Source organism: Hugenholtzia roseola DSM 9546 (genome assembly GCF_000422585.1).
GTDB lineage: Bacteria > Bacteroidota > Bacteroidia > Cytophagales > Bernardetiaceae > Hugenholtzia > Hugenholtzia roseola.
In genome coordinates this window covers 17,583-33,946 of sequence record NZ_AUGI01000043.1, presented here as the reverse complement: position 1 = coordinate 33,946, position 16,364 = coordinate 17,583, and the positions used below count along the sequence as shown (strand labels likewise).

General features: G+C 39.2%; 15 protein-coding genes. 9 read left to right on the top strand and 6 right to left on the bottom strand.

Annotated features, from left to right (window positions below; genetic code table 11):
- Positions 1-142 precede the first annotated feature (142 nt).
- Positions 143-856: a head GIN domain-containing protein gene (locus tag G500_RS0105185; RefSeq protein WP_161626080.1), complete on the bottom strand. Its 714-nt coding sequence runs from the start codon at positions 854-856 to the stop codon at positions 143-145.
- Positions 857-1,353: 497 nt separating this feature from the next.
- Between G500_RS0105185 and G500_RS0105175 the strand changes: the two genes are divergently transcribed.
- The gene (locus G500_RS0105175; protein ID WP_154657023.1) at positions 1,354-1,899 is read left to right on the top strand and encodes a DUF6702 family protein; all 546 of its coding nucleotides are present in this window, start codon (positions 1,354-1,356) and stop codon (positions 1,897-1,899) included.
- A 53-nt stretch (positions 1,900-1,952) separates the two neighbouring features.
- Here G500_RS0105175 and G500_RS0105170 read toward each other — a convergent pair whose 3' ends face one another.
- The 4 genes from G500_RS0105170 to G500_RS0105150 form a co-directional block, all read right to left on the bottom strand.
- The gene (locus tag G500_RS0105170) at positions 1,953-2,612 is read right to left on the bottom strand and encodes an ABC transporter ATP-binding protein (protein ID WP_211220140.1); all 660 of its coding nucleotides are present in this window, start codon (positions 2,610-2,612) and stop codon (positions 1,953-1,955) included.
- Positions 2,613-2,703: 91 nt separating this feature from the next.
- Complete coding sequence (locus G500_RS22400; protein WP_154657022.1) at positions 2,704-3,645, bottom strand: FKBP-type peptidyl-prolyl cis-trans isomerase; 942 nt, start codon at positions 3,643-3,645, stop codon at positions 2,704-2,706.
- 121 nt (positions 3,646-3,766) lie between these two features.
- Positions 3,767-4,735, bottom strand: a complete 969-nt coding sequence (locus G500_RS24820; protein ID WP_051203299.1) for an FKBP-type peptidyl-prolyl cis-trans isomerase — start codon at positions 4,733-4,735, stop codon at positions 3,767-3,769.
- A 248-nt stretch (positions 4,736-4,983) separates the two neighbouring features.
- Positions 4,984-6,063: a DHH family phosphoesterase gene (locus G500_RS0105150; protein WP_027001809.1), complete on the bottom strand. Its 1,080-nt coding sequence runs from the start codon at positions 6,061-6,063 to the stop codon at positions 4,984-4,986.
- A 315-nt stretch (positions 6,064-6,378) separates the two neighbouring features.
- Here G500_RS0105150 and G500_RS0105145 point away from each other — a divergent pair, with 315 nt between their 5' ends.
- Complete coding sequence (locus tag G500_RS0105145) at positions 6,379-6,558, top strand: Lacal_2735 family protein (protein WP_027001808.1); 180 nt, start codon at positions 6,379-6,381, stop codon at positions 6,556-6,558.
- An 83-nt stretch (positions 6,559-6,641) separates the two neighbouring features.
- Here the strand turns inward: G500_RS0105145 and gldC are convergent, their stop codons facing one another.
- Complete coding sequence (gldC, locus tag G500_RS0105140) at positions 6,642-6,983, bottom strand: gliding motility protein GldC (protein WP_027001807.1); 342 nt, start codon at positions 6,981-6,983, stop codon at positions 6,642-6,644.
- A 254-nt stretch (positions 6,984-7,237) separates the two neighbouring features.
- Between gldC and G500_RS0105130 the strand changes: the two genes are divergently transcribed.
- From G500_RS0105130 to G500_RS24815, 7 genes are all read left to right on the top strand, one after another.
- Positions 7,238-7,735: a SixA phosphatase family protein gene (locus G500_RS0105130; RefSeq protein WP_027001806.1), complete on the top strand. Its 498-nt coding sequence runs from the start codon at positions 7,238-7,240 to the stop codon at positions 7,733-7,735.
- 45 nt (positions 7,736-7,780) lie between these two features.
- Complete coding sequence (nuoK, locus tag G500_RS0105125) at positions 7,781-8,092, top strand: NADH-quinone oxidoreductase subunit NuoK (RefSeq protein ID WP_051203297.1); 312 nt, start codon at positions 7,781-7,783, stop codon at positions 8,090-8,092.
- A gap of 60 nt (positions 8,093-8,152) precedes the next feature.
- Positions 8,153-9,547, top strand: coding sequence for a class II fumarate hydratase (gene fumC, locus G500_RS0105120; RefSeq protein WP_035756362.1), 1,395 nt, complete (start codon positions 8,153-8,155; stop codon positions 9,545-9,547).
- 496 nt (positions 9,548-10,043) lie between these two features.
- Entirely contained in the window at positions 10,044-11,231 is a 1,188-nt protein-coding gene (locus G500_RS0105110) for a serine hydrolase (RefSeq protein WP_086047819.1), read from the top strand.
- A gap of 189 nt (positions 11,232-11,420) precedes the next feature.
- Entirely contained in the window at positions 11,421-12,398 is a 978-nt protein-coding gene (locus G500_RS0105105) for a hypothetical protein (RefSeq protein WP_027001801.1), read from the top strand.
- Positions 12,399-12,460: 62 nt separating this feature from the next.
- A complete protein-coding gene (locus tag G500_RS22390) occupies positions 12,461-14,323 on the top strand; it encodes a DUF4209 domain-containing protein (protein WP_035756360.1) in 1,863 nt (620 codons plus the stop codon).
- On the top strand, positions 14,310-16,316 hold the full coding sequence (locus G500_RS24815) for an N-6 DNA methylase (RefSeq protein WP_051203296.1): 2,007 nt from the start codon (positions 14,310-14,312) through the stop codon (positions 16,314-16,316). Before G500_RS22390 ends, G500_RS24815 begins: the two co-directional genes overlap by 14 nt.
- Positions 16,317-16,364: the final 48 nt, after the last annotated feature.

The following is a 16,364-nucleotide window of genomic DNA, read 5'->3' as shown; positions in this document are numbered from 1 at the left end:
GCTTCGTGATACTAACTTCTTGATACAAAAAAAGCGAAGAAATAAATTTCTCCGCTTTTGGTTGGAAAGAGGTAGCCTTGAAGGTGGCATACCGCTTTTGAAAATAAAAGTACAAAAACTAATTTTAAGGCTGTCAGAGTTGTTACTCTACTTTATGTACCTTTCCGCTACCGCTGACATTGCTGCTAAAAGTAGCGGGATTGCCTTTGTAGTAAATATCGCCGCTGCCCGTAATGTTGGCACTAAGGGCTTCGGTAGCCCAGACTTCGATATTGCCGCTGCCGCTAATAGTGGCTCGCACCTCTTGGGCTTCTAAGCAAAAGGCTTTGATATTGCCGCTGCCATTGATAAAATAACGCGCCGTATTGGTGTTTCCGCAAAAATTCATATCGCCGCTGCCATTGATATTGGCATCGAGTTCGCCTTCTAAGCGCAGGTCTATGTCAAAATCGCCCGACCCATTAAGGGCAATATTTAGGTTTTGCCCCTGCAAAGTGCCTACCGATTCTACCTTGCCCGACCCGTCTAAAACGATACCTTTGTAGCTTGGCGAAGTAATGCGCAGCGTTACTTTTTTGGTATGATTGACACAACGGTCGTAATCTACTACCAAACGTCCGTCGCTTCGTACCTGTGTGCTAAGTTCGCTTAAAATATTTTCTTGTGCCGAAATAATAATTTTACTTTCCTGCCCTTCTTCTAATACAACATCAAAACTACCCTTCAAAACCACCTCCTCGAAGGCAGGCAAATCGCGCGTTTCGGTTACGACCTCGCCCTTGCCACGCACACAGAAAGGCTCGCTACACGAAGAAAAAGTAAGGGCGACAACCAAAGAAAGCACAAGATAAAGCAAAGAAAATAAAATTTTGCTTTTTGTAAAAATAAAAGATGAATGATGTGAAAAAGATAGTAGTTGAAAAAAAGAGTTTTTCGTTTGCATAAAATCAGAAAATTTTTAAGGTGAGAGTTAGAAAAAGAAATCAAATGAAGTTTTGCGTTTGCTTTCCTCCATGACGCAAACTCGGCTTGCTGCCCCTACTCGTTTTCGATTTTTATGGCACATTTTTTCGTTTTTTATTTGGAAGGGGAAGAAATACCCCAAAAACCTCTCTTTTTTGCTATTTTTGTCTTCGGTTTGCCTTTTTGTTTTAATCAAACGACAAGACAGTGCCTTGTCCCTACAAAAGTAATGCGAAGTTCCAACTTCGCACGTACAACTGACATCTAACGAAGCTGGAGCTTCGTGCTACTAAGGCAGTGCCTTGTCCCTACAAAAGTAAATGATAGCCCCCATTCACGCTTATTATATCTGAAATGAAGAAATATATTTGTCTAATTTTTGCTTTTTTTTTGATACTTTCTCCCCAAAAAACAGGGGCAGTGGCTTCTCTCACTAACATTAGAAAGACCAAACCGATAAGGGCGGCAGTCTTACACCCCATTCATATCAGCGTTACCGAAATGGAATATCAGGCAGCCCAAAAAACAATAGAAGTATCGCATAAAATTTTTATAGACGATTTAGAAGCCATTTTAGAAAAAAGATTTCGCAAAAAATTTCGCCTTACTTTGGAAGGAAAAGCCGAACAAAGTTCGTATATCTATGATTATTTGCGCCAAAATTTTAAACTTTCGCTACCAGCCTCCTCAAAGCAAAAAAATGAAAAAGAAAGCCTTTTGCAGGCACATTTTTTAGGTTATGAATTTGATTTTGAGGCAATTTATATCTATGCAGAGTACAAATCAGTGAAAAGTTTTAATCAGATAAAAATAGAAAACCGTATTCTTTTAGACCTTTTTGCAGACCAAAAAAATATCACGCACCTACGCTATGGGCAGGTAGAAAAAAGTAGCCTGCTACGCACAGGAAAGGTGGAAGAAGTGTTGGAATTTTGAAAAGGATAGCTAAAATAATGGAGCTAAAATAATAAAGAAGGGCTGAAAATGAGTTAGTTGATGCGCATGACCTCGCCTTTTTCTAACACAATGCGCCTATCTGCCATATTTGCAAGTTCGGTATTGTGTGTAACAATCACAAAGGTTTGTCCGATTTCGGCACGCAACTCGAAAAAGAGATGATGGAGTTGGTCGGCATTTTTTTCATCTAAATTGCCGCTGGGTTCGTCTGCAAAAATAATAGCGGGCGAATTGATAAGGGCGCGTGCCACTGCTACTCTTTGCTGCTCGCCCCCTGAAAGTTCGGAAGGCTTATGATGCGCACGTGCCGCCATGCCCAACTTTTCTAACCATTTTTCTGCCTTCTTTTCTGCCTCCTTTTTGCCCAAACCTGCAATAAAGGCAGGTAGGCAGACATTTTCTATGGCGGAAAATTCGGGGAGTAGGTTGTGAAATTGGAAGACAAAGCCGATATTTTGGTTGCGAAATTGCGCCAAGCTGCTTGCGCTCAAATGAGAAATTTGCTGTTCTTTGAAGAATACTGCACCGCTATCTGGTCGGTCGAGAGTGCCTAAAATATGAAGCAAGGTGCTTTTTCCTGCACCCGAAGCCCCTGTAATGGCGACAATTTCGGAAGTTTCAATGCTCAAATCTATTCCTTTGAGGACTGCTAAGTTGCCGTACTGTTTTTTTATTTTTTCTGCTTTTAATATCATTTTTACTTAATTTAGGATAAAATGGCTTCTTCACAACGTCAGAACCTGAAAATGCACCTCACTACACAGAGCGAGGTGCATTTGAAAACTATTTTTGTGTTGCCTCCGTTGCTTGTGCAGGCTTGACATCTAAAATTTCAACTTCAAAGATAAGCGACGAGCCCGCAGGAATAGGGTCGCGGTCTTGTGCGCCATAAGCTAAGTTGGCAGGGATATAAAGCGTACCTTTGCCGCCTTTGCCGCCCAAAAGAGGCATGCCTTCGTCCCAACCTTTGATGACTTGTCCTACGCCGATAGCGGTTTCGAAGGGCTGTCCTCTGTCGTAAGAAGAGTCGAATACCGTTCCGTCGAGCAAAGTGCCTTTGTAATGCACCACTAAGATTTCACCTGTTTTAGGCGTGCCTTCGCCTTTTTTCTCTACAACATAGTGGATACCCGATTCGGTGCGTGTGGCTTTGATACCTTTTTCAGCAATCCACTTATCTAAGGCAGCAGGGGCTTCTGTTTCCAAAGCGATTTGCTTTTGCTGCATTTCCATCATTTTTTCCTGATATTCTTTAAAGGCTTTTTCTTGGGCTGCCTGCATTTCTTTTTGGTAGTCAGCCATAGAGATGATGTCCGTAACTTTGAGTTCGTTTCTCACCATCGTACCTGCTTGGAAGATAGGCGGCATTTGCGCACCTTTGAAGATGCTATCTGCACTTAGGAAGAAAGTAACGCTATCGCCTACGTGCAACATTTTAAGCAAATCTTTAAAGAAAAGGTCGCCAAAGACGGGAATAAAAACGGGTTGGTCTTGTTCGTAAGTATTACGCACCAAAGAGTCGGTGTGGTTATACATCTTCAAATGCCCTTTGACAAACATACTATCCATTTCGTTTTGCGAAGCCTGTTTGCCGTCTTTATTAGACACATGCACGATATATTTAACGCCATTGATTTCGCCTTCTTTTTTACTATCACAAGCAGTAAAGAAAGGCAGAGAAAGCAGGGCAAAAAAGCCCAAAAGAGAGAATGATTTAAGATTCACGGGTGAATAAAGGGTTAGGTGAGATTGAAGGTTTGGATTGAAAGGTATGATTGAAAGAAGATAAAAGGCTATAAAATTTCAGAACAAAATCATAGAAACAAGGCGGCACTATGGGCAGAATTTAGTCGTGCTGGTGTCCCTGATGGTCGTGTCCGTGATGGTCGTGTGAGGCTTTTCTGTGTCGGACTTCTAAGATTTCGACATCAAAAATAAGGGGCGAATCGGCAGGAATACTACCCATGCTTCGTTTTCCATAGCCCATATCGGCAGGAATGTAGAGCGTACCTTTGCCGCCCTCGCCTAAGGTGCGGATTCCTTCGTCCCAGCCCAAGATGACCTGCCCAATTCCGACAATAAAAGTAAAGGGTTCGCCTCTATCATAGGAGGCATCAAAGACGCTGCCATCGAGGAGTTTGCCGCGATAATGCACCACAACGGTATCGCCCGCAGGAATTTCTAAGCCGCGTTTTTCTATTTTGTATCGCAAGCCTGTCGGACTTTTTTCTACTACCATTTGTTTTTCTTCTAAAAAGGCATCTAATTTTTGCCTTTGTTCGGCACTATAAGTTGCCATTTCCGCCTGTTTTTGGCGCACCATTGCCATCTGTCGCTCCTGCATTTCGGCTTGAAATTCAGAGGGATTGAGCAAGCCTACAACTTTCATTTCATTGCGCAAAAAGCTACCTTTTTCTATAAAAGGCGGCATCGCCATGCCTTTGAGCAGCGAATCGGCACGCATAAAAAAGACAACGCTATCGCCTGCGTTTACATGGCGCAAGAAAAACTTAAAGGGCAAATCCGCACCCATAGGCAGGTAGATAGGCAGTCCGCCCATCTCTTGGTAGCTGTTTCGAATCAGGCTATCCTGTGCTGTATAGAGTTTGAGATGCACCTTGACGGTAGTGCTATCGGTAGGAAAGTGCCTTTCTTGTTCGTTTTTTGCAGTAGGATTTTTGAAAATCTCGTAGCGCACGTCATTTTGCTCTCCCTTTGTAGGAAAGGAAGGATTCTGTTGAGCTTGACTGGTGGGTACAAAATGCAGCAGGGCGCAAAAAAGACCCAAGAGGACGGAAAAAGTAGGTGATTTCATAGGCATAATAACGGTGATGACAAGAGGTTGATAAAACAGAAAATTTTTTTTCTGATTTTTCTAATTTTGATGTTTTTTGTTTTTTTTGTTTTTTTTGTGTCCTATTTTTTATACAATGCGTTTGGTGCAATGCTTTCGGTACAATATTTTGGCGTGCTATTCTGATGAATTTTGTTTGACGAATCTTGTGTTTGATTCAATTTTGCGCTTGGCTCAAAATTGTACAAAACGCAGTTTTTTTGGCGAATTTAATAGGCATTTAACGCCTCTTTATTTTCTTCCAAAAGTTTTTCGAAACGCGCAAGGGCAGTTTTCAAAGGCATGCCCTGTAGCCTGCCTCCTGCTGCATTGTGGTGTCCGCCGCCGAAGAAGTGTTGTGTGGCTAATTTGGCAACCGAAAAAGCACCATGCGAGCGAAAAGAAATGCGGATTTCTTTTTCATACTCCAAAAAAATGGCAGCCAGATTGACCCCTGCTAAGGAAAGAGCGTAATTGACAATTCCCTCTGTATCGCCTGAACGCGATTTGTAGGTCTGTAAGTCGCGCAAAGAGAGGTAAAAATAGGCTGTTTTATACTCTTTCAAAACCTTTAACCTTTTAGAAAGCACAAACCCAAGAAGGCGCAGACGGTCTTCGGAACTATTGTCGTAGATGGCGCGATGAATTGCCCCTGTGTCTAAGCCGCGCTCTATCATTTGGGCAGCAATTTGATGCACATGGCTGCTCGTGCTGGGGAATTTGAAAGAACCTGTATCAGTAACGATACCTGCATAGATGCAAGAAGCGGTAGCAAGGTCTATCAAGTGGGTTTCGCCCATAAGGTCGATGAAGTCATAGATAAGTTCGGCAGTAGCGGCGGCTTCTACTTTCCAAAGCTCGAAGTCGGCAAAATCTTTTTTGCCCCCATGGTGGTCTATCAAAACGATTTTCGCATCAGGCTTACGCAAAGGCAGGAGCGTATCTAAGGGCGACATGCGAGCAGGGTCGGAAAAATCTAAACAGAAAAAGACATCGATTTGGGCAGCCAACTGACGTATGTATTGGGCGGCAATAATTGGCTCTGCCTCCTTTTGCGCTTCTTCTTGGGCGGCAGGTATGAGTTTTGCTTCCTCGTCCCAAATCAAAACCTGCTCATTTTGTGGCATCCACTTCAAAAAATCGGGATATTCGGTAGGCGATACCACCCAAACCTGATGATTTTTCTTCTCTAAATAATGTTTTAGTGCCAAACAAGACCCTAAGGCATCGGCATCAGGACGCTGGTGTGGGAAAATCATGACACGACGGGGCGTAGCCAAAAGGTCTTTGAGGACGGAAAGATTTTGCATATCAAACAAGTAGGAACAAATAAGAGGGCGGCAGCTAAATCAAATGAGCCTTCCAAACAATTTACAAAGGTAAGGCTATTTTTACAATTCTGCAAATCCTAAAATTAGCCCCTTTTCCACAAAACAAACAATCCATACTTTTTTGGCGTTTTGTAGGCGATAGCGTCTGTGAAATATTTGTACAATGTTCGTAAAATAGACCTAAATCTATTGAAAACTACTTGAAAATCAAATGATTATACAAAAGTCTATCCGACAAAACTTATTCGCAGGCGCACTGCTTTTTTCTCATTGCCAACCCTTAAACCTCTTTTTATGTGGAATCCTTTTAAAAGAAAAAGTGAAGTAGAAAAATTAAGAGAAAAATACGAAGCACTCCTGCAAGAGTCTTTCCGCCTTTCTACACAAGATAGAAAGACCTCCGACCTCAAAAGAGCCGAAGCCGAAGCGGTGATGACACAAATCTTGGCATTGGAAAAGAAATCGGAAAACTAAAACTTAGGACAAGGCAGTGCCTTGTCCCTATGCTGCTTTGGCTGTGTTTTAAAACCTCATTGTGTTTTAAAGTCTAATACCGACTAAGCCTTCTCCTCTGTTTGGGCTTCTAAATAGTTGCGAATGTTGTCGCAGGCATTTTTCATTTGTGCGACAATAAACTCGTCTTGGGTAGCCTGTGCCATCGTAGTAGTCAGCCCTAAGAGGCTTTCCAAACAAAAGATTTTCATATCATCAATGAGCATGTCTTTTGTCCAAAGGTCTAAACGCAGGGTGTTTTGCTCTTTCACGTCCCAGACGGAAATCATGATGGCTTTCGCCTCTGCCTGCCCCTCGAAGGGTGCGTCTGTGGCTCGCCAGAAAATTTTATCGGGGATACTTTCTTGGTCTAATTCGACGTGAAAGCGTATTTCAGACTGTTTCACAAGTATAAAAGGGATTTGATGAGGAATGTTGCGCTTTGGCTTTGAAGCACGCCACAAAATTAAGCCTTTTTTGCCAAGCGGTGAAAATAAAAATCGTGTGGCAGGGTCTTGTAGATAAAGAGGAGGCAGAAATTAAAGCCTCAAAAACTGAAAAATCGTTATTTTATTGCTAAATTTGGGAATATCTTTGGAAAAAGAGCTATTTTTGCAAAAATAAGTTCGACCTGCTTTTTTATATTTAAAGCCCTGCACACGTGAAAAAACTGACACTTTTACGCCATGCGCGGACGGTAGATTTCCTCAATAGCGAAACTGATAAACAACGCGCCCTAACCGAAAAAGGCTTGGAAGATGCCCTCGCCTTGGGCAAGAAATGGGCTTCGGAATCCCAGCGTTTCGATAAAATCTATTCCAGCAGTGCGGTACGCGCCCAGATGACGGTTTCGGTCATTGCAGAAAAAATCGAGTACGCGGCTTCGGAAATTACCCTCCTTGATGAGTTGTATAGTGCTTCGGAAGAATTTTTATACCACTTCATACAAGCCATACCCAACTCCTACGATACGGTACTGATAGTCAATCACAATCCTACCCTTACTTCGCTCTGCTATCGCCTTCTGGACGACTACATACCCCTGCTCTATCCCTGCACTGCCATAGAGTTGAGGTTTGAAGTAGAAAGTTGGCAGCACATCGGGCGTGGCAGTGCTACGCTTTTGCGCCGCTTAGAACCAGATATTAGCGAATATTAAGCCCTATCAGTATCCGTTTTCTATTAGACTCAAAATATCAATTTGATGCCCTCCGACGCAATTCTCCCTGCTCAGGGTTTGATAGCCCTTAGTGGCTTGCTTTTTAGCTTGGGTTTGGCTGTGGTGATAGTAAAGAAAAACCCCATCTTGATTCTTATTGGCATCGAGCTGATGCTCAATGCGGCAAATCTGAATTTTGTAGCCTTTGACAACCAACAACAAGGGCATTTGATGGCTCTTTTTGTGATGGTCTTGGCGGCAGCGGAAGTGGCAATAGCCTTAGCCATCTTGCGCCAAATTTATCAGCACCTCAAAACGACGCAATTAGACCATTTGGAAGCAAGTGAAAAAGAATAAGCCTTTGTAGGCTCTCTGCCTTTTGTTTATCTTACCTTTTACCCTTTTCGTTTCTCTGTTATGACATCATATCGCATCGAACACGACACTATGGGCGAAGTCCGCGTTCCCGCCGAAAAATATTGGGGCGCACAGACACAACGTTCTTCTGAAAATTTCAAAATTGGCGGTCAGACGATGCCAAAAGAAGTTATCCACGCTTTTGCGATTCTGAAAAAAGCCGCTGCACTTGCCAACGCCGACTTAGGCGCATTAGCTGCCGACAAAGCCGCCGCCATCGCCGAAGTCTGTGATGAAATCTTAGCTGAAAAATTGGAGGGTGAATTTCCCCTTGTCGTTTGGCAGACAGGTTCGGGAACGCAATCGAATATGAACGTCAATGAAGTTATCGCTAACCGCGCACACGTATTGAAGGGCGGCTCGCTATCAGACGAAAAAAAATGGATACACCCCAACGACGACGTAAATAAGTCGCAATCTTCAAATGACACCTTCCCTACGGCAATGCACATTGCTGCCTACAAGTTGGTCGTCGAGCATACGATTCCGAAAATAGAGAAATTGCGCCATACGTTAGCCGAAAAATCAAAAGCCTATTGGGGCGTTGTCAAAATTGGCAGAACGCACTTAATGGACGCAACGCCACTCACTTTGGGCATGGAACTTTCGGGCTATGTAGCACAGCTTGATTACGGCTTGAAAGCCCTTCGCAATACGCTCGAACACCTCTCGCATTTGGCTTTGGGCGGCACAGCAGTAGGAACGGGGCTAAATACGCCCAAAGGCTATGCCGAATTGGTGGCAAAAAAGATTGCCCAACTTGCAGGGCAGCCCTTCGTTACTGCACCCAATAAATTTGAAGCCTTAGCCGCTCACGACGCTATCGTAGAAACTTCGGGGGCGTTGCGCCAATTAGCCGTTTCGCTCATGAAGATTGCCAATGACATTCGCCTTTTGGCTTCGGGACCGCGCTGTGGTATCGGCGAAATCAATATTCCTGAAAATGAGCCGGGGTCTTCTATTATGCCGGGCAAGGTCAATCCTACTCAATCAGAAGCCCTCACAATGGTTTGCGCCCAAGTTATCGGCTGTGATGCAGCGATTGCGGTAGGCGGCATGAACGGGCATTTCGAGCTAAATGTATTCAAGCCTGTTATGATTTACAACCTCTTGATGGCGGCGCGTCTTTTGGGTGATGCCTGCGAATCCTTCAACGACAACTGCGCCATAGGCATCGAACCCAATCAGGAGCGAATTGATATGCACTTAGAAAATTCTTTGATGCTCGTTACGGCTCTAAACACCAAAATTGGGTATGAAAAGGCGGCTTCTATCGCAAAAAAGGCACACAAAGAAAACAAGACCCTGCGCCAAGCAGCAGTAGAATTGGGCTACCTCACTTCGGAAGAGTTCGACCAGTGGGTAGTACCCTCTAAAATGATTGGTGGCTTATAAAAAATGTAGTTCAGAGCTAACAGTGCTTTTAGGACTGTTAGCTCTGAAAAAATAGCGATTTTTACTTTTAAAAACATTCATATACAATGTTTGACTGCCTATTTTGTCGCAATTCTTTTTCCTACCCACATTAAACGCCTAAAAAGTGTAGAGCTAATTTCTACTTACTTACACGCGCAAACAAAAACTTTATTTTTTTTTGCAATAAACAACGTTTTTGATTTGGAAATTTGGGGAGAGTTTTGTAGGTTTGAAATGGGAAGAAAACTTCGCCCCTTTTCGGACTAAGCCTATTGAAGAGGCTTATCATACCGACATAGCAGTCCCTCTTTAAGCACAAGCTGCGCATAGAAGTTTTCTAACCAAACTGCACAGACAAAAGGCTTTTTTAACCAAATTAGCCCCTCTTTCTTATCGCCTTGTTTTTAAAAACGCTGTTTTTAGACTTGTTTTTAGGAATTTAGGCGAAAATGCGCAATAACTTGCATATAACTACATGTTAGCGGTTATGCTAACACCGACGCTACCTTTAATCAAAAAACAATATTTTAATCTAATGAACAGAAAATTTATTGCCATTTGTTTGCTTTTGACATGTCTTTTTACAGCATGCTCAAGGAATACATTTAAACAAAGCCTAAATTATAACCATTTCCCAACCACACTTACTGAAAGAGTTGACTCTCTTATTGCGAGTACAATGAATCACTATAATATACCTGGACTGTCAATTGGTATCATTAAAGATGACTCTGTAATTTTCTCAAAAGGCTATGGTGTAACAGGAATTATCAACCAAAAAAAAGTAACAGAATATTCAATCTTCCACACGGCATCAGTAAGTAAAATATTTACTGCTTTAGCTATAATGCATCTTATTGAAAATAGACAGCTTGCTCTTGACGAAAAATTGGTAACAATAATACCTAAGTTAAAATATACCGATAAAAGAGTGAATGATATAACAATTAAGACCATGTTGAATCATACTTCTGGAATTCCTGATATAAACTCATATAATTGGTCGAATAATAATCAGGATGACAGTAGTTTAAAAAATTATATTCTAAATAAAAATATAAAACTGGAATTTGCTCCCGCTACAAAGTACGCATACAGCAACTTAGCTTATGATATATTAGGCTTAGTTGTTGAACAGGTTTCAGGACTGACATTTGAGGAATATGTTAAAAGCAACATTCTTACGCCAAACGAAATGATTCAAAGTGACTTTCGCTACTTCAAAATAGCTGATTCATTAAAAACATACCCGCATTCAAAAAGTTGGCTTTCAAAAAATGTATACCAACGAAATATTTACCCATATACCAGAGAGCATTCACCAAGCAGTACACTTAATTCTTCTACAATTGAACTTTCAAAATGGATGATTTCATTTATTAAAAAATTAGATACAGAAAAAGAGCCTTATTATTTTCAGTCAATGATTAAGCAAAGTACCAATTTGAATAAATATATAGGCTTGGGGTTTCAATTAAATACAATAGAAGGGCAAAAAACAATAGGTCACTTTGGTGGCGACAAAGGATTTAGGAGTTATTTACTTATTATTCCTGATAAAAAAATCGGTGCAGTGGTTTTAGCTAACTGCGATTATAATGAAGACTTCAGACAAGAAATTATTAATCAAATTTTAAAAATTATGCTTGCAAGAGTACATTAATAGCACAAACCGCTAACAGCCGTTTGCCGCAATGGGGGCTGACGTGGTAAAATCAAGTGCAGTGCTTCTAACAACATTTGTGCTTGGTTGACATTGAAGTGCTCCGAAATCCCCCACTGCGGCAAGCGGCAAACCGTTGTGCGTGATTTGAAAGAAAACTGCTAAATTTACAAAACTTTAATCACCAAAATGCAAGACGAAATACAAGAATTTATAGAAAAACGATTTGGCGTAACGACAAATGTATTTTTACAAGCCTTACGAAGTAGCCCAAGTGCCAACGGCTACATTATGGGAGCAATTAGCGAATTATTGTTGAAACAGTATTTGGAAAATTTGGGTTACGAAGTCTTGCGTATTAAAGAAAAACCCGCAGGAGGTAATAACGCTAAGAATAGTGAGGCAAGAGGCGACTTTTATATTCGCAAAAGAGGCGAAACCAAAAATGAATGGTTAGTAATTGAGTGCAAAGGACTAAAAAGTAATTCCGAGTTTAGAGGCTCAAAGTTGGACAACAAAGATAAATTGTTTCGTTTTTTGAAACCTTTGGCTTTCCCAAAACCCGATGCCAAACAAAAGACTTACGACAAAGGACTAAAAGCCTACACCAAAACCAAAGAAGATTGGGAAAAGAAAAATCCCGATAAAACTTTTCCGCCTTTTACGTGGGTTTTGGAAACCGCAGGTGCGTTTAGCGTATATTTGGAAGGAATTTGGAAAACCGAGCAAGACCTTAAAACGTGGATTGATAATCAACCCGATGAAGTTTTTACCGAACAAGCCTACCGAAATGTAGAGGGTGCAATCGCCATTTTGGAAACCCACCAACCAAGCAAAAGAATTGGTGAAATCACACAAATAAACCAGGCAGCACCTTTGGTAAAGGACTTCAATATTATGGCAGTAGATTTGTTTTTGCGGACAGGCAGACACGAATTTGCCTTTATGAACAGCGAAAAAATTAGTCATTCGCCCACTTCACCCGAACATTTGTATCAAAACTACACGATTGATGTTTTGGTAAAAGACGAAAAAACACAACCGATTTTTACGCCACCTTGGTACAACGACCTTGAAAAATTGATACAAGAAACAAAACCTACACCAAGAGAAATTGACGAAAGCCAATTAGACACAAGAGAAGATTTTGAAGAAACAGACGAGTGATTTTTGTTTTACACAAATGTGTAGTATATTTGCGCGTGAATGTAAGCCTTAATAAAAGCAATATGAACACTCCCCATTTTTCAAAGATTGAAGATGTTTTTGCACACCTTGAATACGAAGGTTATAAATATCAACGCAATGAAAACATTGCAGATTTATTTATTCCATTTCAAAATATTGATGGCTTAGAAAATATATCTTGTTTTGAAATTATTGTTTTCAAACATCTTTATATCACAGATGATAATAAAGTTATAGAGAGTAGTATATTGACTGATACAGATGGTAATAAGCACCCAAATATTGACATAAATAATTTAACAGAAAACTTCTTTATTCGTCTTAAAGAGAGATTAGCAGAAAGTAATCACCCTTTTTTGAAAGCCTATTATTCTCACTTACTTTTGTTATTATCAAATGCAACAGAGAGCAGACGATACTACATTGAAACTGCTGTAAATTCTTATTTAGAACTTATAGAGATTTATAAGTCTGATTTAAGTATTGAAAATATAGATACTAAAATCTATCACGCAACGAGAAATGCTTGTATGATTGCTATTGAAACGAATTATAACAAACAACAGACAATCAATACTATCATAGAAAATACAACTTTTCTTTATCAAAGAAATTTTGTATTTCTTAAAGCACTTGTAACTTATTTAGTAGAAGATTTTAAAAACTTCAAAACTAAATTAATTACTTTTAATCTACAAGAAATTTGTTTTAATTCTGCACACCGACTCTTAGAAATAAAACCTATTGTAGAAATATTTGACAAAACAATAGCCTTTTTCTATTTAGGAAAAAAAATAGACCAAAAATTTAGTACCTCTACCTATAATTGGCTGTTAGAAATTGCCAAAGTGTATGAAAAAATGTCTATTGAAAGGCAAGACTTAGCCAATTCTGTTTTTTGCTTACAGGCTTTAAATATCTATTCAAGTCTAAAAATGGAGGATAAAATCCAAGAAACAGCCGAAAGGTATAAACAGTTAATAGCATCAAGGCAATTGTTTGAAACTCATCAAGTAATAGATGTTTCATCTCAAATAGAAACTTTTAATACTATGAAGGCAGAACTATTAGCAAAAGACATTAAAGAAATCCTACAATTATTATCTTCTTCAGATAATACTATGGTTTCTATTTCAGAAATTAATAGTTTAGCAAGTAATCAAGAGAATGATAGCAATAACTTTTTAAGTCAATTATCAAAGTCAGTTCTTGATAACAATGGACATACTGCTCAAGAATTTGAAGGAGGTTCAGAGAAATACGAAAAATTAAAGTTTTATGGCATTTTATTAGATACGTACTACAACTTGTTTGTGGTTCATTGTTTTAATGAATTGGTAAAAAACAAGGTTTTAACATTTGATATTTTGATTAACTTTTTAGAACAAAATACTTGGTTCGGGCAAGAAATAACTAAAAGGGCAAATGGTTTTTCTTACGAATACAAATGGACGGACTTTATTAAACCTGCTTTAGAAAATTATTTTGTAGAAATAGATAAAGCTTTTGAAAACAAAGGTTATCAGCCAAGTTTTATTTTATTTATAGATAGTTTGGCTTCTAAAATGGAAGGTATTGTAAGGGATATTTTTGAATTGAATGGTGAAATAACTTTTCAAACAAAAGGGCAAGTTAAGAATAAAACAGTTGAAAAAGACCTAAATGATTTATTTAAGGAATTAGAAGAAGGAAAAGTGTCAAACCTAATAAAAACAAACGATTGGACTTTCCTTAAATTTCTCTTAACAGATAGAGGAGTTGGCTTTAATTTGAGAAATGATATTGCACATACTTTAATGCGTTATGAAGACTACAATATCAAAGTTGCAAATTTACTTTTGCTTGCATTACTTAGATTAAGCCACTATCAACCAACTAATCAAAGCGAAAATGGAACAGCCTAACATCTTTACCCTTCAAAAAGACACTTCTCTACTCAAAAAGTTTTCCGAAATCCACAATAGCATTTACGCCAATGACGGACTCTCGGCACAGCAAGCATTAGACGAAATGCTCAAAGTATTGTTTATGAAGGTGTTTAATAGAAAATTGCGTAAAAATTGGTTTTGGATTGACGAGAAAGAATACAAAGAATGTCTGGACAATAATGTATCTAATGACTTTACGGAAAGAACATTTGAACTTTGGGAAAAATCTAAAAAAGATTTTACAGATATTTTTGAGCCTAACGAAAAGATAAAATTAAGCCTTGCAAGTTTGGCTTTTGCAGTCAATAAATTACAACATATAGACTTTTCAGATACCACAGATGCCAAAGGTTTGGCGTTTCAGAAGTTTTTGGCAAGTACCGAAAAAGCAGACAGAGGACAATTTTTTACACCTGAACCTGTGATAAATTTTTGTGTGGAATTTTTACAACCCAAGCCCCACGAAAAAATTATTGACCCCACTTGTGGCAGTGGTGGTTTTTTATTTTCCGCTTATCAATATTTGTCAGATAATTTTCAGACTTCCAAACAAGAAATTATCCCCAACCTTTTTGGCATTGACATCAATAAAACCATTGTCAAAATCGCTAAAATGAAATTGTTGTTGGAGTGCAACACCAACCTCAATATTGTTGCTCAAAATTCCTTAGAAGATTTAGACGAATTGGCTTTGTCTTTCGGGCAACAGATTGAAAATCAAATGGATATTGTTTTGGCAAATCCACCTTTTGGCACATTAGGAAAAATTACGAATGAAAAACTATTGCGGAAATACGAATTAGGCTATAAATGGCAAGGAGAAAACACTAACTATTTCAAAACCAAAACTTTACATACAGGGCAAACACCTGAAATTCTGTTTATTGAAAGGTGTTTGCAACTTTTGAAAGAAGGTGGCAGAATGGCAATCGTACTACCTAACGGAATGTTTGAAAATCCATCTTTGGAATATTTGCGATATTTTATCAAACAAAAAACAAAGGTTTTGGCAGTAGTCAATTTACCACAAGAAACTTTTATTCCATTTGGAACGGGCGTAAAAACGTCCATTTTATTTTTAGAGAAACAAACCTCACAGGTTTTGAAAACCTGTGAGGTTTCCGAACCAAAAGTATTTTTTGGCAGAGTTACCAAGTTGGGTTATCAAGGAAACAAAAACGGTAATCCAATTTACCAAAAAGATGAGTTTGGTAACTTATTGAAAAACAAGAATAAAGAGCCAATTTTAGAGGAAGATTTCAGTAAAATAATTCAAGATTACAAACAATTTCAGATAACTAACGAAATAGCAATTGAAACTGAAAATAGTTTTACGTTTCCCGTTGCTGAATTAACTGGAAGGTTTGACTTTGATTATTACGCACCTCAAAATCGAAAGTTGCTAAATAAACTCACAAGTCAAAATGCCGTAAAACTTGCAGACCTTTGTGAGATAGTAAAAATAAAAAGCAAAAAACTTTCACAAGCAAACGAAACGGTTGATTACATAGAACTTTCAGACATCAATACGCATAGTTATGAGATTATCAATGCAACAAGTTATTTAGTTCACGAGTTGCCAAGCCGAGCAAGTTATGAAGTCAGAGAAAACGATATTTTGACAGCAGTAGCGGGTAATTCCATAGGCACAAACAAGCACGCAACCGCCTTAGCGACAAAAGATTACGAAGGAAGTATTTGCACCAATGGCTTCAGAATTTTGCGAAACTGCAAAGTAGATTTGTACTATTTGCTCTACTACTTGCGAACAGAAATGTTTTTGAAACAGGTTTTTATGTACCGAACAGGTGCAGCCATTCCCAACATTTCCGACTATGATTTAGGCAGAATTTTAGTGTACCTACCCGAAGGAAAAGTTTTGCAAGAAATCAGCGAGAAAGTGCGTTATTCTTTTGAACTTCGCAAACAAGCAAAAGAGGAAGTAGAAAAAATAAGGATTGAGTTTTAGTGGAAGAAGAACCAACAGCAATCCAAAAAAGCAAGTTCCTAACAAGAT